This is a genomic window from Bdellovibrio sp. HCB290, assembly GCF_047305925.1.
In the GTDB taxonomy this organism is placed as follows: Bacteria; Bdellovibrionota; Bdellovibrionia; order Bdellovibrionales; family Bdellovibrionaceae; genus Bdellovibrio.
In genome coordinates, this window is the sequence record NZ_CP178620.1 from 2,172,631 (window position 1) to 2,189,033 (window position 16,403).

The following is a 16,403-nucleotide window of genomic DNA, read 5'->3' on the forward strand; positions in this document are numbered from 1 at the left end:
TTCTTGCCCTTCCAAATCCTCCTCGTATGCTGAAAGGTATCGAGGGGGATTTTTTTGTTCAAGTTTGTGCTCCGATGGTCCGCCATCTCTATCGTCATTGGTCTGCTGGCCGGCACCGCATCTGCGGGCTTCCTCGCCGCCCTGGACTACGTGACCCGCACTCGAACAGAAAATCCCTGGCTCTTATTCCTGCTTCCTGTTGCTGGTATTTTGATTGCGTGGCTTTATCACCGTCATGGTAAGGGCACCGAAGCCGGTAACATTCTGATTCTGGATGAAATTCACAGCCCGAAACAAACTGTTCCTTTGCGAATGGCACCGTTGGTTTTGTTTGGGACGCTTACGACTCACTTGTTTGGTGGATCTGCAGGGCGCGAAGGCACCGCCGTGCAAATGGGTGCTTCATTGGCTGATCAACTGACTCGGGTGTTTAAATTTGATAGTGCCGAACGAAAACTTCTTCTGATGGCAGGGATCTCGGCAGGGTTTGCTTCAGTCTTTGGGACACCCATAGCGGGTGCGGTGTTTGGTCTTGAGGTCCTTACTCTTAGAAAAATTCGCTCGGCTGCTGTTCTCCCCTGCTTTGCTGCGGCGATCATCGCTGATCGCGTATGCACATTGTGGGGCATCCATCACACGGTTTATAAAATTTCTGAAGTGCCTGCGATGAGCATGATCAATGTCGGCTCTGCGATACTGGCGGGAGTAGCCTTCGGACTTTGTGCGCGATTCTTTACGAAAAGTCTGCACCATGTGATTCGTCTTTTTAAAAATGGTATTGCCAATCCGTTGGTGCGAACTTTTGTGGGTGGTATTCTGGTGGTTGTACTGGCTGCCCTGATGCAGACCGATCGCTATTTGGGCTTGGGCATTCCCGTGATCGTGGAAAGCTTTCAACAGCACGTGGCGCCCTATGACTTTGTCTTAAAAATATTATTCACAGCAGTCACTTTGGGGTCGGGCTTTAAAGGCGGCGAAGTAACACCGTTGTTTTTCATTGGCGCCACACTGGGAAATGCTCTTGCCTGGATATTGCCGTTGCCGCTTTCTCTGTTAAGCGGAATGGGATTTGTTGCGGTGTTTGCGGGCGCTGCTATGACTCCGCTGGCCTGTACAGTTATGGCGATCGAATTATTTGGAAATCAAGGCGCCGTGTTTTGTGCCGTCGCTTGCGTTGTCAGCTTTCTGTCTTCCGGCTCTAAAGGAATTTACCACTCACATCATACTGAGGTAGCAAAAAATGCTTAAAAAAATCAAAACACCTTTTACTGAACTTATGGGCATCGACTATCCGATTATCGCAGCACCAATGTTTTTGGTTAGTAACGCTGACATTGTTTCCCAGGCCAGTGAGGCTGGTGGTATCGGGACATTCCCGGCATTGAACTATCGTCCTTTGGAAAATTACGCAGCGGCCTTAAAGGAAATGCGCGAAAAAACCAAAAAGCCGATTGGTATTAACATCATCGTGAATAAATCCAACACGCGCCAAAACGAAGATCTTAAGGTCGCTTTGGATCACGGCGTGAATTTGTTTATCACTTCATTGGGTAATCCCAAAAAAGTAATTGAAGAAGCCCACAAAAATGGCGCCAAAGTTTTTTGTGACGTCACCAATCTGGAACACGCATTGAAGTGTCAGGATCTGGGAGCTGACGGTGTGATCGCTGTAGGGGCCGGAGCTGGTGGCCACGCAGGACCGATCTCTCCGTTAGTTTTAATTCCTTGGCTTAAAACTCGCCTGCAAATTCCAATTGTCGCGGCCGGAGGCATCTCTCACGGCTCGATGATCGCAGCCTGCCTTGCCTTGGGCGCTGACGGCGTTAGCGTCGGCACACGCTTCATCGCCAGCCGCGAAGCCAACGTCGACCAAGCCTATAAAGATGCTATCATTAAATCCACTCCTGAAGACATCGTCATGACCACGCGAGTTTCGGGCACACCTGCTGCTGTCATCAACACACCGTATGTGCAAAAATTAGGTACGGACTTACCTTGGGCGATGAAAGTTTTGAAGGATCACAAGTTGACCAAAAAGTATATGGTCCCGTTGATTCACTTGATGGGTATGAAGTCCCTGGAAGAAGCGGCGGTGAAACCGACATGGAAAACCGTTTGGACTGCGGGACAATCCGTGGGCTTGGTTGAAGAGATTCTAACGGTGCGTGAGATCTACGCAAAACTAATCTCCGAATACGAAGCCAGCGTGAAAAAATTAAACCAATTCGGCGTGGAGTAATCCACGCTCGATACGAAGAAAAAGCAAGTCGGTCTCTTGTTTAAAACCCCGAGGCCGAGCACTCGCAGACTCAATAAATCCAAAAAAACGCCCTCCCAATATCTTCCCACAGCCCTTTAAACCCGCATCACAAACAACGTCCGATTTTCGATTCGTAAAACGCCCTCCCCAATTCAGCAGATCGTGATCCCATTCATCTTGTATTTAAAATCAATCGCGGCACGGTTAAAGGCGGTCTGCGTGGTGCGCGAAGTTTTTCCGTGTTGAACTCGCTACTTAAGAAGTATTCGTTTAAGTTTTTCGTGAAGGTGGAGCAGTTTTCCATTCAGCATGATCACATTCATCTGCTGATTCGGGGTGGAAAAAGATCGAACTTGCAAAGTTTCTTTAAGGTGTTGGCGGGGCAGTTTGTGCAGAGGTTGACCGATACCTTCGATAAGCGGCATGAGGGGCAGAAAATTTGGAAGTATCGGCCGTTTACTCGGGTTATTAAGGGGTATCGTCCTTATCTGACGGTGCGGAATTATATTCAATTAAATGAATGTGAGATGCTGGGACGGCCTTATTCGAAAACACGGCTTCGTGGACTAAGTAAGGAACAGTTGCGGGAGCTTTGGGAGTGAACTAGGCGGCTAGTTTAAAAAGAACGTCGGCAGCAACACCTACCAAAGTGCCGAGGACGCCGCCGTGAACTAGGATGCGCAAGGCGATAGGGAAGCTTTGAACTCGGGCATAAGCGTGGATCATGGTTGGCACCATTCCTCCGAAGCCGACGATAAAGCCTTTAAGCCACGGTTGCAGACCCCAAGAGATAAACGGAATCACCAGTCCAAGTAAAATCCAGGTCGCAAAAACTGAGCCGATGGAATAACGATAAACTGGTGGTTTGGTTTTCGCGTCCTTAAGCATGGGGAGGATATCCAAAAGTCCCGCGACAAGACCGATACCCAAAGCAATTAGAATTTGAACTACCATGGGCCTCCCCTCCTGTAACGTTTACGCTTTTAAAGAACGATTTCTTACCGACAGAGTCAGCTCGTAAGTCATGACGGGTTCGTCGCTTTTGCTTGGTACAATTGCGTATCCCTTCATTTTTCTTTCGATGCGGGCCGGGTTGGTTTTTGCCTCGTTGATCAAGGCCACCACAGACTCCACTTCGTCACAGATGAAGTGCACATCACCGTCGGCACGTTTTCCGTATTGCGCGGTGAAGTCTTTGAAAATGAAATCAATCTTTTGCTTGCTCTCGGCAATAATTTGCACGGCTGGTGCTGCGATGGAAAGTTCTGCGCCAACACCCAAGGCACCGAAGTACATCGAGTTTAAGTGATTCTTTGTGCGATAGCCCAATGGGATTTTGATCACAAACTTTTTGTCTGTCATCTCGACCACTTTCGGGCCGATGAAAACCAATAGAGGGATTTTAAGAAGACCGTAGACCGCCAGGAACGCATTGAATTTGAAAATTTTTGTATTCATGCCCTTTATCTTAAGACTCGAGCCCAGAGAAGGGCCAGCACTTTCAACTGACTCCCGACTATTTTGACAATTTACCGCTACGGGTGTTCAATATACTTAGACGGACAGCCTCTTTGAATAAGTCACTGATCCCAAGTTCTCATTCCCTCTGAACTGCTTATTCTAAACCGGCTGATCCCATAGACCCCCGATTCAAGTTCAACAAAGGAAGAACTTTTGCAACCGGGGGTTTCCTATTTCTACAGTTCAATTCCCAGAAAAAAAGATGCGATCAAGCAGATGAACACCGCAAAGGCCATCACGGCCAGAATGTAGTCTTTTTGCTTTATAAACAGAACACCGGTCAGGAATACGCGAATGATCGGCAAGGATACCAGCACTGCCAAGCCCGCATAGCCTATGATCAACGGCTGATCGTGAGTGATTACCGCCCAATTCACGGTTTCATACAGTGATTTGGATTCATAGCGAGAGAAACTTGAAAGTGTGTCGCCGTTTTTAATCCAGCCCCACAACCAACCAATGGTCATCAGCATTCCGGCTACGTAAACCCCGCTGCGAAGCATTTTGCTGATTCTTAGTTCCAAATCATGAAGGACTTGATCCTGCTGCGATTGCGCCTGCATTACTTCAATCCTTTCATGATCATTTGCACAGAAACGATCGACAAGACGACCACGAAAATTTTGCGAATGATTGCCGCTGGCATTCTGACCATGGCTTTAGCACCGGCCATAGATCCAATAATAATACCTACAGCAACAGGTGCTGCGATCTCAGGCCGCACATCGCCTTTCAACAGAAAAGCCCCGGCACTGGCTGCGGCTGTTACACCAATCATAAAATTTGAAGTGGCCGAGGAAACCTTGATTGGCAATTTCATTGCCCCGTCCATCGCCAGAACCTTAAAAATGCCACTGCCGATTCCAAGTAGCGCAGACAGTACACCCGCTCCAAACATCGCGAACAAACCCAATGGAACTTTTTCGACCTTATAGGTCTTCCATTGATCGCCTTCAGGAAATCCACCGTGTAATTTTAGTTTATCTGCCCAGGGATGATTAGTTCCGGAATAATGCTCGTGACGCTTTCTTAGCATCATCAATGCAGAGAATAGCAGAAATGTTCCGAACAGCAAAAATAGAAACTGCGCTTTAACATAAGAGGAAATCAGAAACCCAACGATGGCTCCACTGACCGTTCCGATTTCCAAAAAAACGGCCAGACGTAAATTCGTCAATGAATCCTTCAGGTAGCTGGCTGCGGCTCCGGATGATGTTGCGACAATTGAAATTAAACTGGCAGCAATCGCATAGCGAATATCGATGTGATAAACGAGAGTAAGAACAGGTACTATGATGATACCTCCTCCCAATCCCAGCAGGGCCCCTAAGAACCCGGCGCCGATTGCTGTTACAAGAAGAAGTATCTCATGCATAAAAATCCTAGAACTTTATTTTGGAGCACATTCGGACAAACGAACCAGGCGCGCCCCGAAGTAAGTGCCGCGTTTTTTCAGCTCCCACGGAGGGTATGGCAGATACACTGCCTCTGCACATTGTCCTTTTTGAACGATCGCCCACTGGCGATCTTCAGAAGTGGCTGCGAACATTTCACCAGTTTTAGTGTCTTTGATGCTGATGGCGAATGAAAAGACTTTTTCATTCAGCTCGCCACCGGATCGGGCAATCAATGCCACTGGAAGCTCAACGCGTTCAACGTTAACTACTTCACCGATAACGGTTTTGGAAAAGATCACGCTCCAATTTGCAAGCACGATCCATGCAATTCCAAGAAGAAGAACCAGAGCCAATATCGTTTTTAAAATTCTGCCTACTGCTGCCATATGAATGAATTATCGGTTCTTTTTAAACAAGGTCAACAAAAAGGACCGTGCCGAGCTGCACAGAATTAGTTTGAAACTTTCTTGCGACCGGCTTTGACCTCGGAGTGCCTTTTCTTGGTGTCGAGACGTTTACGCACAGAGCTGCGCGAAGGTTTAGTCGCAATACGTTTTTTGGGAACAAACAGAGCTTTTTGCACCAGCGCCTGCAATTTTTTAAGACAGGCGGAACGGTTTTGATCCTGATCACGAAACTCTTCACTGCGAATAAGAATGTCGCCGTCATCCGTTAATTGCGTTGCAAGCTTTGCCAGCAACCGCTCTTTTAAATTTTCAGGTAACATCTGGGTGTCACGCAAATTCCATCGCAAAATCGCCGCCGAATTGGTGCGATTCACATTCTGACCACCCGGCCCGCGGGAGCGGGCATAGGTAAAATCAAATTCATGATAAAACTGCGTAACATCAATAATCATTTGGCGGATTCTTCTTTCACGGTAAAATCAGCCTTACCGTCATGGATCTTTTCACCATTAAGGAACACCTCGAATTGCACCGGTGATGTCGGGCAAACCATCGCCGTGACTCCACAGTACTTCGTCATCGACAAGGTGACGGCCTTGATAGCTTGCTCGGGCTTAATGTTGGAACCTTTGATGAAATATTGAGCACGAACCAGCGTAAAAATAGCGGGATGAGTGTCGGTGGTTTCAGTTTGTGCATCTACATCACAGGATTGCAGATCCAGACGCATTTTCTGCAGAATGGAAACCACGTCCATCCCAGAACAGGCACAGATCGAAGCCAACAAAACTTCTTTGGGAGTCGGGCCCAGATTCTTGCCTCCGGCCTCTGCCTTGGCATCCATCATGAATTTCAAGCCACGTGACTCGGCCTCGAATCCCAGACCACCGGACCAACGTGTTTTCGTTTCGATTTGGCTCATAATTGCCTCCCTGCGCAAAGTGTAGACCGAATAACACACGAAGTAAACCCTCGGAGAATTTGCGTTATTTCAATATGGGCAGTAAACTTATAGGCTTAGGAGTATTTATGACTGCATTGATTGCTACAGCCCTCGTTGGAATTATCGCCGGTGGCGTTTTGGGTTGGGCCTTGCACAAATTGAATGTCGCACGCACCCTTCGACTGGCTCGTGAAGAAGCCCAGGAAATCGTTGATGAAGCGAAGGAAGCGATCGAGCTGAAAGAGCTTGAGCAAAAAGAGCGCATTCAAGAAATCGAAATGGAAATGTGGACCAAAGTGGAACCTGACATGCTCAAGTCCGAAGGTCGCATTGAAGATTTGCAAGAGGTCGCAAACGAAAAGAAAGCCAAAGCTGATTCCATCGTTCAGGAAGAAAAAAAGAAACTTCAGGAACGTGAAACTGACGTCAAAGCCCAGGAACAGGTTTTGAAAGGTCAGGAAGCTGAACTTGGTAAAATCAAAGATCAGCAAAAAGTTTTGAATGGTGAGTTCGTACAAAAACTCACAGCAAAACTGGGAACTTCGGCGGAAGATTTCAAAACTGAATTGAAAATCAAAATGGAAGAGGAAGCCACACGCCGTGCGGCTCGCCTGGCCCAGGAACACGAAGAAGACGTTAAAGAGCATGCCGAAACCAGAGCTAAGAAAATTCTGGCACTGGTTATTGATCGCTTTGCCCGTCCTTACTGCGCTGAGCGTGGAATTGGTGCTGTGAATTTCCCGGATGCGCATGCTCGCAAACTGTTTGTGGATGCGGCCGGAGCTAATATCAAAGCGGTTCAGGACAGCTGTGGTTGCGATATCATCGTGGAAGAGGGCATGGAAATGGTCGGCGTTGCCGGCTTCGATCCTGTTCGCCGCGAATTGACTCGCAGAACTCTGGAAAGAATTTTCAAAGAAAAGAAAAGCATTACCCCTGACTTCATCAAGAAAATTGCTGAAAACCAGAAGAAAGAGCTTTTCAAAAACATCAAACACGATGGCGATGCATTGGCGAAAGAGCTTAAGCTTGAAGGTCTGAATGCCGAAGTTCGCCAGATGATGGGATCTTTGCGCTATCGCTATTCGTTCACTCAGAATCAGTACTTCCACTGCGGTGAGGTTGGCTGGCTTGCGGGCCTTATGGCAGCAGAGCTTGGGATTGATATCAAAAAAGCACGCCGCGTGGGCATGCTTCACGATATCGGTAAATCCATGGACCACGTGCAAGAAGGTGGACATGCCGTGATTGGCGCTGACTTTATCGCCGCTCGTGGCGAGGCACCAGACATCGTTCATGCGGTTAAAGCCCATCACTTTGACGAACAACCCTCCACGGATCATGCATTCCTGGTCATCGCTGCCGATGCAGTTTCAGGGGCTCGCCCTGGTGCACGTCGCTCGACGATTGAGTCTTACAATCAGAAAGTTTCTGAATTACAAGACATCGCTCGCAGCTTCCCCGGCGTTACAGACTGCTTTGTCCTAAGTGGTGGTCGCGAGTGTCGCGTTCTTGTGAACGGCAAAAAAATCGACGATATGCACGCTTTGGATTTGTCTAAAAAAATCGCAGCACGTATCGAAGAAGAGTGTAACTACCCAGGACAAATCAAAGTTGTTGTTGTTCGTGAGACTGTCGTTTCCGAACAAACACGCAAAGAACTTGCGTAATAACTCGGCATTTCATTCACATTCTCTCAGCCTTTAGGCTGTCGCAATCAGAGCTCTTTCTGTATTTCGACAGCCTTTTTATTAAGATCCCGTCAGACACCCACTTTTAGAAGATTCTCGGTTTTACATCGGTTCAAATGGGGAAAGTAAGATTTAGACAGGGAGATATCTATGGTGCTAGATACCACGTCCTCAACCTCATTAGAAAAGCAACGGATACCTCGTGTGCTGGTTATCGATGACAGCTTGGATTCTGTGAAATTGATGTCACACATTTTGGATCACTATAAATGCGACGTCACGATGGCGTTTGACGGGCAAGACGCGATTCCACTCCTTGCAAGCAAACCCTACGACCTTGTGGTGCTGGATTGGCAGATGCCACAAATGGGCGGCCGCGACACACTTTTGCTAATGGACCGCCTATTGACAGAAAAGAAAGTCAATAAGATCAAGAAAACCATTCCGGTGGTGATTTACACAGGTCATAGTGAAGAAGAACTGGATTTACCTTTGGTTAGAAACTTTTCGTATTTAGGGTTTATCAACAAGCGTCAGGCTTTTAGCTCTATGATGCGCTCATTCAACTTCATACTCCGATCCATTTAAACTGACATAAATCCAACAATCAGAACTCGATTTAGCCTTTAAATCGAGTTCTTTATTTGTTAAATTGTTTTTCTATGAATCCTGATCCCTTACCCATGACCCTGATTATTTGCACTTCAACTTTCCAACTGGGAGGTTTGAATGGCTGAGCTGATTGTTGTCCTTCTTTGTCTCTTTGTGAATATGCTCCTTTCCGGAGCTGAAATGGCTTTTGTGACTGTACGCAAAGTGCAGCTGCAAAAAATCGCCAGCAAAGACAGTCGTGCGCGAATCCTTCTAAAACTTAAAGCCAATCCCGAGCGCACACTTTCCGTCATTCAAATTGGTATCACCGTGGTCGGCGCCATTGCTGCAGCCGTGGGTGGTGCTGGTGCGGAAGAAGCTCTCTCCCCGCTTTACATCGACTTGTTCAAAGTTTCCCCGAACACAGCCGATGCGATCGCGATTGCCTCTGTAGTTTTGCCACTAACTTACCTAAGTGTTGTAGTTGGCGAACTGGTTCCAAAAACATTGGCGCTAAGAAACTCGCTGAGCATCGCATTGTGGAGTGCCCGAGGACTGGCGATCAGCGAAAAGTTTTTATCCCTGTTTGTGTACATTCTGGAAAAATCCACTCACCTGATCCTGAAAGTATTTGGCCATCACCAAACCCACGGAGCCACCGATCACGAAATTGAGATCGAGGATCTTCCCCACCATACCAAACAGTATGTCATGAATCTAGTCAGTGCGGATAAGATGCTGGCCCGGGATATTATGGTTCCCTGGGAAGAGGTGGTCTTCGTTAGAAAAGACGATGCGATTGAAGACGTAGAAACGATCATCGTCAATTCCGGTCATACGCGCATCCCCGTAATGCACGACGGGGAAATTGTCGGCTTGATCAATTCAAAAGAGTTTTTCACGGCACGTAAATACAAAAATCTGGATTGGCAGACGCTGATTCGCCCTGTTTTGAAGTTCAAGGCCTTTGAGCCGTTATTTAGAATTCTTATGCAGATGCAGACACAAAAGTCCCATATGGCCATCATCTATGAACGCGCCAACATCGTCGGACTGGTCACTATGGAAAACATCTTTGAAGAGATTATTGGCGACATCTTCGACGAAGACGATGATGGTTTCGTGAAGAAACTTTTGGCATCAAAATCCCGCCGCCGTCCCAATTAGAGTAGATCTGGAATCATTGTTGCAATTTTGAACAATGATTCCCGCATCCGTCCTCTGAAAAATTACTCTCCGCAAACTTCCATTACGCTGCCATCAAGAGAAACTCCGATAGTTTTAACTGTTACCCAGTTATAGATCATAACGTTATTCAAACGATCATAAGCAGCTTGCTTTACTTGAAGATCTACGATGTAGGACTTGCCCTCTGGTAAGCATGGATATCCATTCGACTCAACAACCTTAATCACAGTTCTTGTGTCTTCGTTTTTAAGTTTTTTCGCAATGTCTTCCACTTTTGAACCCGCTGCAAATGCGGAAGTGGTCATTGTAAGGACAGCTGCAAGTGTGACGATAGATTTCATGGATTTCTCCTGTGTTATTGTTTTAATATTTGTGTTCATTTCAAACACCTGCACGTCTACCCGTTGTACTCTGACGAAACAAGATACTAACCTGAAATCCGCAATATTACTGTATTCAAAAATAGAATACAGTAATATTTTCCAGCACTTGCATGGGGGATTTACAACCGGGTGAATTCTGTGGTGTATTCCAGTCATATTTTTATGTAAGGCTTAGAATACAAATGACCAACAAACCTTCCCTATTGGACTATATTGATTACCGCCTGTTTCTGCAGGCTTGGTATGCCTATAATAAAGCGACCAAAAAGGGTTTTTCTTACGGTTCATGGACCCAGCAGTGTGGTTTTAAAAGCCGTAGCTTCATCCGCCTAGTTATGTTGGGACAAAGAAATCTTGGCGAAGAATCCATCCCACAGGTAGCGCAATCCCTAAGACTGAATGCCGCCGAATCTGAATATTTTAAGCATCTTGTACTGTACGCCCATGCAGATTCAATTCAACGGAAAGAGTTTCATTTTGCCAAAATCATAAATCTGAACAAAGGGCAGGTCGGCAGCGAGCTGCGAGATATTTATAAATTCCTATCCAACCCCAAAACACCCCGGGTTCAATTGCTGTTAAGCCTGGACTCTGTAATCTGCACCCTCAGCTATATCGCTGAAACCATGCAAATCAGCCAGGGCGAGGCACTTGAAATTCTGGAAAACATTGAAGCCTGCGGCCTAGCGACTTTTGATGAAACCACCGACAGCTGGAAGAGCAGCATTTCGGATCTAAAAATCCCCACACAGATTGGCAATGCAGCCATTCGCTCTTTTCACTTGAAAAGTCTGAAGGAGGCGGAAGAAGCCCTTCCCCTTCCTCTGACAGAAAGATCGTTCAACGCTCTGTTGATGACTTTAAACGAAGAAGAATTCAAAGAACTGAAAGTCGACCTTGATCAATTTCAGAACTTTTTGTCGAAAAAGTATAAGTCGCAGAACCTTCAGGAATCGCGCATTTACCAAATAAATTTAAATCTTATTCCGTCATCTGGAAAATTGAACTCTAAAAAACTTAAAGAGCCTGCGGTTCAATCAAATCAGAAACCAAACGCACTGGAGATTCCCGTATGAAATCAATTGCTACTCTATTGCTTGCGAGCACCCTCTTCATTTCCTTCGCCCACGCCAATACCGTTCGCATCGGCGATGGTGGGGAAACACAAACCGGCACACTTGCCAGCGAAGCCCAGTTGATTTCAGCTCTTGGCAACATCAAGACAGATGCCCAACTACTTTTGAACTCATGGCTAGCGAATGAGAATATCAAAATTCTGACCCCAGCCCAAAAAATCGAGCTGGTTAATGTCATCCGAACAACTCCTTTGGAGATTTTAACGAAAGATGCCTGCCACGACGGCATTGACAGAAAGGATGCCGTTGCATATTCCTCCCCAAAAAAACGAATTTGCGTCAGCATCCAGCAACTTAGATCAAAACTAAATACAGATAACTACCGAATCCAAACACTGGCTTTAATGATTCACGAGTATTCTCATCTGATTGGCTTTGACGAACGTCAGGCGGAAAACCTGCAGCAATTGACTTTGCAATATATCGGCATTTTGGGCTACCCCGTGGCATTGATGGGCGGAGATGTTGATGACTTTACTCTGTTGGATCCCTACTCGATCTTTGCAGAAGCCTGGACGAATAAAGACAGACTTGCTGGCGAAGTTAAAATCTATATTACCGAACTTCGATACAAAATCGAGCAATATGCCCCCTACAGTCAGGGCAACTACCCGGCTTTGCCCAAGACAATGGACTACGCTCCGGACATTCTTATTCGCCTGAACTACCTTGAGCAAGCGAGCAAAGCATACTGGCAAAAGTATCCCAGCAAGGAAATTCGCAAGAAGCTGGAAGAACTTACCGGTGGCACACAATATCGGGAATTGGACCTGATATTCTTTAATAACATGTCTGTAAACCCTTCTTTCCAGAACTTCATTCGTCAGGACCTGCCGGTTCCAGTTTTGGATCGTCAAACTCCAGAGAGTGATTTCCGCAATTTGATTTTGCAGATAGATTTGCTGAAAAGAACTATGGAGCAACAAATTCTGTCTGTGCTTAAACCGCGCTAGAATTCCAGATTGTCGACGGAAATTGGAAGACCATAAACCCGCTCCTCCAATTTCCCCTCGTGACTTACTTCGCCAAATACTTCGATCTTGCCATTCATCGTGACCATGACATCCTTTTGAAATTCAATTCCCCCACATAACATCGGACAGTCCGTAGCCACATAAGTATATTGATGTTGTGACGCCCTCCGGATCGCCATCCAATCTCCTTCACCCAAAGACCTTAGCTCTGCACCGTTGATACTGCATAAATACTCTCCGCCCGTCAGAACCGCGTCGCGTAGGGACACACGGATTTCTTTGATTCTTAGATCCCTGTTATGATCAGACCACAAAAAGCTTAAATTACCCAAATTGATGTATTTGGCTTTTACATCATTGTCCTCCTGGTTTTCTTTCCAGGCTTTGCAGCTTTTCGATGTTGAGGGCACCGCCCAGACATTAGTATTCGCCGTGATCTGCAGTTCCGCCATCGCCCCGCTTGCAAAGAAAAACAATCCCCCAATTACGGCAATCCATCTGTGTTGACTCAAGGTAACCTCCGACAAAGGTAATATCGTAATGAGCTTTTCAATTTCACTCCAGTGGACTTGCCAAGAATCATTTTTTGAAGTTTTTCCCCTGCCAAATACCCACCCAGAGCGAATAAAACGGCGAACTGCAGGTCAATCTGGAACTATCTTTTTTGTAACGGCAGTTAGTGGTGCCCGCTGGTCACCACCCCCTTTCTTTGCAAGAAAGACTTTGATACATAGTGACTCATCAACAAGTTACTTAAAAACTCAAGGAGTCTTAAATGAAAAAGTTCGTTATGTTCGCAATCGTATTGGCTACAGCTGTTACTTCAAATGCGGCGCCTTTGGCGCCAACTAACAGCCAAATTTATCCGGAACGTGTAGATCAGGCGATTCGTCTGACTCAATCACGCACGGAAGGTGTGCTTAGAAAAGTTACTATTGTCACTACAGACAACGGCATGAGCACTGACGTAAGTCCACGCCACTCTATTTATTTAACATACAACAGCTTCGCAGAAATGGGCAACTTGAGCGCTGCCTACTTAATCACTGATGAAGCTTTGTCTGATGTTCAGGCAAAACGCATTGAAGCAGGGATCTACGAAGTAAGCTACATGGCTTACAGAGAAGAAAAAGGCATGGTTATGGTAACAAAAACAATCAACGCAATCGAAGCTTTTATCGCTGATAAAGATCAAAGAGAAGCTTGCGGCATCGACTTCTGCGATGGTGATATCAAAGCCTCCATCGACGTAAAAGAAACTTCCAAAAAAGTAAACTTCTAACAGATCACCTAAGGTGCTGACACACCTTTGGTACCGAGAACGCGGTAAAAACGCAAAAACCCCAGCTCATCACTGGGGTTTTTGCGTTTTAAAATATCTTTTATCGGGAATGACACACCTTCGCTACCAAGTGTGTCTTCACCTCCGGCGCGACCTTTAGCGGATTACTTTGTTGGCGTGGTATTGTTCTTCAGTGAACTCGTCTACCAGGATCGCATCGTAGCGTACAGCATCGGCTTCTTTCATCAGGCCGGCTTCTTCTGCGTTGATCACGTTTTTCGCCAAAGCATCGTCGATCAGCATGTGTGCTTTCTTCTTAGGAAGAACGCCGTCACGGATCGCTTTTTTGATTTTCTTCTCGGCAGCTTCTGCTCTCAAAGAAACTGTGAATGCATAATCCAAACGACCGATTGCTTGATCGCGCTCTTTCGGAAGGTAGATACCGTCTGTCAAACGATCACGGATACCGCCCTCTTTCATCATCTCAGCAGCGATGGCATGAGTCCACCCGTCAGAAGCCTGGGAACCGATGGAATTGATACGAGACCAAGCACCGATCCAGCCTTTGAAGAACCAACGCATACCTGGGATCTTCAAGTTATCGAAGATACCATCGAAACCTTTTTGGATTTCAACCATGCACATTTTCAAATTGTAGTGCGCAAACGCCAGGTCTTCTTCACGACGACCTTCTGCTTCGAAACGGCGAAGGATCGCAGTTGCGATATACATGTGAGCCAGGATATCTGCGAAACGACCCGTGATTTTCTCTTTCATTTTCAATGAACCACCCAATACACCCATCGCTACGTCAGATAGCAATGCGAAGGTAGCAGATGTCCATGACATACGACGGAAGTAGATCTTCATTTGTGGATGGCAATCCGGAGTGGAAGCCAGGTAACCACGAGAGCATGACAACAAAATCGCACGGCAAGTGTTACGGATGATGTGACCGATATGACCGAAGAATGCACGGTCGAAACCTTTCAGATCATTTGCTTCGTAAGCTTTCACTTCAGCATATGCAAACGGATGCGCACGAAGAGCACCTTGACCGAATACGATCAACGTACGAGTCATGATGTTTGCACCCTCAACCGTAATACCGATTGGAGTTGCGATATAGATCTCTGCCAAAACGTTACGAGGCCCCATAGAGATACCCGCACCGCCCATGATGTCCATCGCATCGATGATCACTTTACGACCCATTTCAGTCGTATAGTATTTTTGCATCGCTGTGATAACGCCTGGTTTGATACCTTTATCAAGTGCACCCAGACAATATTTTCTCATGGCTTCAAGTGTATAAGCCGCAGCACCAATACGTGCCAAAGGCTCTTCAACACCTTCGAATTTACCGATAGAAACACCGAACTGACGACGAACTACTGCATGAGCAGAAGTTACGCGGGCCGCTAGTTTCGTACCACCTGTTGCTTGAGCTGGAAGAGAGATACCACGGCCTGCAGCCAAGCACTCCATCAACATCATCCAACCTTTACCAGCGTTGGCAAGACCACCCACGATAGCGTCTTCAGCGTCCACCACCACGTCTTTACCGTGTGTAGGACAGTTGTAGAACGGAGTATTTAGTGGATCATGACGTTTACCAAGAACCACGCCTGGCGTGTTAGAAGGAATCAAGGCACAAGTGATACCCAGGTCCTCGCCTTTACCCAAAAGATTTTCAGGGTCACGCAAACGGAACGCAAGACCGATCACTGAAGAGATCGCAGCCAAAGTGATCCAACGTTTATTCCAGTTCAATTTGATTTTGATTTTACCGTCAGTGTCTTTGAAAAGGACACCCGCAGAAACGATCGCACCCGCATCAGAACCCGCATTTGGCTCTGTCAAACCGAAGCAAGGGATTTCCTTACCTTCAGCCAAACGAGGCAACCAATGATTCTTCTGAGCATCAGTACCGTAGTGAGCCAGCAACTCTGCAGGACCCAAAGAGTTCGGAACCATCACCTGAATCGCAACCGCGATCGAGCGAGAGGAAAGTTTCATGATTACTTCAGAGTGGCAAAGTGCCGAGAACCCCAGACCGCCGTACTCTTTAGGAACGATCATGCCTAAGAATTTTTCTTTCTTGATGAAGTCCCAGATTGGTTGAGGAATGTCTTTAGTTTTATAGATCTCCCAGTGGTCGATCATTTTACAAAGTTGTTCAACCGGGCCGTTCATGAATGCTTTTTCTTCAGCAGTCAAATCCGGATAAGGTTCGTTCATCAAGTTTTGGAAGTTTGGTTTACCAGAGAAAAGGTCTTTTTCAACCCACACCACACCCGCATCCAGTGCGGCTTTTTCGGTATCAGAAATTTTCGGCAGGAACTGGAACTTCTTAAAGATCGCAAACACACCCGAAGTGATAAGAGCCGTACGGATTGGCGGAACGTTAAAGATCACTGCCACAACAGCGAACACGATCCAAAGCCACATCGGAGCCGCAAAGCCCACCATGATAGCTGCCAAAACGATCGTCCACACGATCAAAGGACTTCCAAAGAAGCCAACAAACAAAAGCGCCACAATCGAGCCCAAAACCCAAGCCCACGTGCAACACTCTAAGAAATACCCATACAACCCGTTGATTGAATCCACGATGATTCTCCTTATTA

The 16,403-nt window shown here is 46.5% G+C and carries 19 protein-coding genes; 9 read left to right on the plus strand and 10 right to left on the minus strand.

Going from position 1 to position 16,403, the window contains the following annotated elements:
- Positions 1-54: 54 nt before the first annotated feature.
- From ACLVWU_RS10750 to ACLVWU_RS10760, 3 genes are all read left to right on the plus strand, one after another.
- Positions 55-1,248 (plus strand): voltage-gated chloride channel family protein, encoded by a 1,194-nt coding sequence (locus ACLVWU_RS10750; RefSeq protein ID WP_413574697.1) that lies wholly within the window; start codon positions 55-57, stop codon positions 1,246-1,248.
- Positions 1,241-2,239, plus strand: coding sequence for an NAD(P)H-dependent flavin oxidoreductase (locus tag ACLVWU_RS10755; protein ID WP_413574698.1), 999 nt, complete (start codon positions 1,241-1,243; stop codon positions 2,237-2,239). Before ACLVWU_RS10750 ends, ACLVWU_RS10755 begins: the two co-directional genes overlap by 8 nt.
- A gap of 260 nt (positions 2,240-2,499) precedes the next feature.
- Complete coding sequence (locus ACLVWU_RS10760) at positions 2,500-2,862, plus strand: transposase (protein ID WP_413574699.1); 363 nt, start codon at positions 2,500-2,502, stop codon at positions 2,860-2,862.
- A 1-nt stretch (position 2,863) separates the two neighbouring features.
- Here ACLVWU_RS10760 and ACLVWU_RS10765 read toward each other — a convergent pair whose 3' ends face one another.
- From ACLVWU_RS10765 to ACLVWU_RS10795, 7 genes are all read right to left on the minus strand, one after another.
- Positions 2,864-3,214, minus strand: a complete 351-nt coding sequence (locus ACLVWU_RS10765; protein WP_413574700.1) for a hypothetical protein — start codon at positions 3,212-3,214, stop codon at positions 2,864-2,866.
- A 21-nt stretch (positions 3,215-3,235) separates the two neighbouring features.
- Positions 3,236-3,718: a DUF4442 domain-containing protein gene (locus ACLVWU_RS10770; protein WP_413574701.1), complete on the minus strand. Its 483-nt coding sequence runs from the start codon at positions 3,716-3,718 to the stop codon at positions 3,236-3,238.
- Between the two features lie 239 nt (positions 3,719-3,957).
- Entirely contained in the window at positions 3,958-4,344 is a 387-nt protein-coding gene (locus tag ACLVWU_RS10775; protein WP_413574702.1) for a DUF1634 domain-containing protein, read from the minus strand.
- Positions 4,344-5,156, minus strand: a complete 813-nt coding sequence (locus tag ACLVWU_RS10780; protein WP_413574703.1) for a sulfite exporter TauE/SafE family protein — start codon at positions 5,154-5,156, stop codon at positions 4,344-4,346. The genes ACLVWU_RS10775 and ACLVWU_RS10780 overlap by 1 nt, the downstream gene beginning before the upstream one ends.
- 15 nt (positions 5,157-5,171) lie before the next feature.
- Complete coding sequence (locus ACLVWU_RS10785; protein WP_413574704.1) at positions 5,172-5,564, minus strand: hypothetical protein; 393 nt, start codon at positions 5,562-5,564, stop codon at positions 5,172-5,174.
- Positions 5,565-5,629: 65 nt separating this feature from the next.
- Positions 5,630-6,037: an alternative ribosome rescue aminoacyl-tRNA hydrolase ArfB gene (gene arfB / locus ACLVWU_RS10790; protein ID WP_413574705.1), complete on the minus strand. Its 408-nt coding sequence runs from the start codon at positions 6,035-6,037 to the stop codon at positions 5,630-5,632.
- Positions 6,034-6,507 carry an OsmC family protein gene (locus ACLVWU_RS10795; RefSeq protein WP_413574706.1) on the minus strand — a complete coding sequence of 158 codons (474 nt, stop codon included), beginning with the start codon at positions 6,505-6,507 and terminating at the stop codon, positions 6,034-6,036. The genes arfB and ACLVWU_RS10795 overlap by 4 nt, the downstream gene beginning before the upstream one ends.
- A gap of 107 nt (positions 6,508-6,614) precedes the next feature.
- Between ACLVWU_RS10795 and ACLVWU_RS10800 the strand changes: the two genes are divergently transcribed.
- From ACLVWU_RS10800 to ACLVWU_RS10810, 3 genes are all read left to right on the plus strand, one after another.
- Complete coding sequence (locus ACLVWU_RS10800; RefSeq protein WP_413574707.1) at positions 6,615-8,198, plus strand: Rnase Y domain-containing protein; 1,584 nt, start codon at positions 6,615-6,617, stop codon at positions 8,196-8,198.
- Positions 8,199-8,369: 171 nt separating this feature from the next.
- Positions 8,370-8,807: a response regulator gene (locus ACLVWU_RS10805; RefSeq protein WP_413574708.1), complete on the plus strand. Its 438-nt coding sequence runs from the start codon at positions 8,370-8,372 to the stop codon at positions 8,805-8,807.
- A 141-nt stretch (positions 8,808-8,948) separates the two neighbouring features.
- Positions 8,949-9,977, plus strand: a complete 1,029-nt coding sequence (locus ACLVWU_RS10810) for a hemolysin family protein (RefSeq protein ID WP_413574709.1) — start codon at positions 8,949-8,951, stop codon at positions 9,975-9,977.
- Positions 9,978-10,039: 62 nt separating this feature from the next.
- On the opposite strand, the gene ACLVWU_RS10815 is transcribed toward ACLVWU_RS10810, so the two are convergent.
- Positions 10,040-10,339, minus strand: a complete 300-nt coding sequence (locus ACLVWU_RS10815; protein WP_413574710.1) for a hypothetical protein — start codon at positions 10,337-10,339, stop codon at positions 10,040-10,042.
- A gap of 224 nt (positions 10,340-10,563) precedes the next feature.
- Here ACLVWU_RS10815 and ACLVWU_RS10820 point away from each other — a divergent pair, with 224 nt between their 5' ends.
- Entirely contained in the window at positions 10,564-11,457 is an 894-nt protein-coding gene (locus ACLVWU_RS10820) for a TIGR02147 family protein (RefSeq protein WP_413574711.1), read from the plus strand.
- Positions 11,454-12,470, plus strand: coding sequence for a hypothetical protein (locus tag ACLVWU_RS10825; protein WP_413574712.1), 1,017 nt, complete (start codon positions 11,454-11,456; stop codon positions 12,468-12,470). Before ACLVWU_RS10820 ends, ACLVWU_RS10825 begins: the two co-directional genes overlap by 4 nt.
- Here the strand turns inward: ACLVWU_RS10825 and ACLVWU_RS10830 are convergent.
- Positions 12,467-13,003, minus strand: coding sequence for a hypothetical protein (locus ACLVWU_RS10830; RefSeq protein ID WP_413574713.1), 537 nt, complete (start codon positions 13,001-13,003; stop codon positions 12,467-12,469). The two genes, ACLVWU_RS10825 and ACLVWU_RS10830, sit on opposite strands and share 4 nt — an antisense overlap.
- Positions 13,004-13,266: 263 nt before the next feature.
- Between ACLVWU_RS10830 and ACLVWU_RS10835 the strand changes: the two genes are divergently transcribed.
- Positions 13,267-13,773, plus strand: coding sequence for a hypothetical protein (locus tag ACLVWU_RS10835; RefSeq protein ID WP_413574714.1), 507 nt, complete (start codon positions 13,267-13,269; stop codon positions 13,771-13,773).
- Positions 13,774-13,929: 156 nt separating this feature from the next.
- Here ACLVWU_RS10835 and ACLVWU_RS10840 read toward each other — a convergent pair whose 3' ends face one another.
- Positions 13,930-16,386 (minus strand): acyl-CoA dehydrogenase, encoded by a 2,457-nt coding sequence (locus tag ACLVWU_RS10840; protein ID WP_413574715.1) that lies wholly within the window; start codon positions 16,384-16,386, stop codon positions 13,930-13,932.
- Between the last annotated feature and the right edge of the window lie 17 nt (positions 16,387-16,403).

Coding starts and splice junctions, on each gene's coding strand:
- ACLVWU_RS10755 (WP_413574698.1), top strand. CDS start 1,241: ATGCTTAAAAAAATCAAAACACCTTTTACTGAACTTATGGGCATCGAC.
- ACLVWU_RS10765 (WP_413574700.1), bottom strand. CDS start 3,214: ATGGTAGTTCAAATTCTAATTGCTTTGGGTATCGGTCTTGTCGCGGGA.
- ACLVWU_RS10770 (WP_413574701.1), bottom strand. CDS start 3,718: ATGAATACAAAAATTTTCAAATTCAATGCGTTCCTGGCGGTCTACGGT.
- ACLVWU_RS10775 (WP_413574702.1), bottom strand. CDS start 4,344: ATGCAGGCGCAATCGCAGCAGGATCAAGTCCTTCATGATTTGGAACTA.
- ACLVWU_RS10780 (WP_413574703.1), bottom strand. CDS start 5,156: ATGCATGAGATACTTCTTCTTGTAACAGCAATCGGCGCCGGGTTCTTA.
- ACLVWU_RS10785 (WP_413574704.1), bottom strand. CDS start 5,564: ATGGCAGCAGTAGGCAGAATTTTAAAAACGATATTGGCTCTGGTTCTT.
- arfB (WP_413574705.1), bottom strand. CDS start 6,037: ATGATTATTGATGTTACGCAGTTTTATCATGAATTTGATTTTACCTAT.
- ACLVWU_RS10795 (WP_413574706.1), bottom strand. CDS start 6,507: ATGAGCCAAATCGAAACGAAAACACGTTGGTCCGGTGGTCTGGGATTC.
- ACLVWU_RS10800 (WP_413574707.1), top strand. CDS start 6,615: ATGACTGCATTGATTGCTACAGCCCTCGTTGGAATTATCGCCGGTGGC.
- ACLVWU_RS10805 (WP_413574708.1), top strand. CDS start 8,370: ATGGTGCTAGATACCACGTCCTCAACCTCATTAGAAAAGCAACGGATA.
- ACLVWU_RS10810 (WP_413574709.1), top strand. CDS start 8,949: ATGGCTGAGCTGATTGTTGTCCTTCTTTGTCTCTTTGTGAATATGCTC.
- ACLVWU_RS10815 (WP_413574710.1), bottom strand. CDS start 10,339: ATGAAATCTATCGTCACACTTGCAGCTGTCCTTACAATGACCACTTCC.
- ACLVWU_RS10820 (WP_413574711.1), top strand. CDS start 10,564: ATGACCAACAAACCTTCCCTATTGGACTATATTGATTACCGCCTGTTT.
- ACLVWU_RS10825 (WP_413574712.1), top strand. CDS start 11,454: ATGAAATCAATTGCTACTCTATTGCTTGCGAGCACCCTCTTCATTTCC.
- ACLVWU_RS10835 (WP_413574714.1), top strand. CDS start 13,267: ATGAAAAAGTTCGTTATGTTCGCAATCGTATTGGCTACAGCTGTTACT.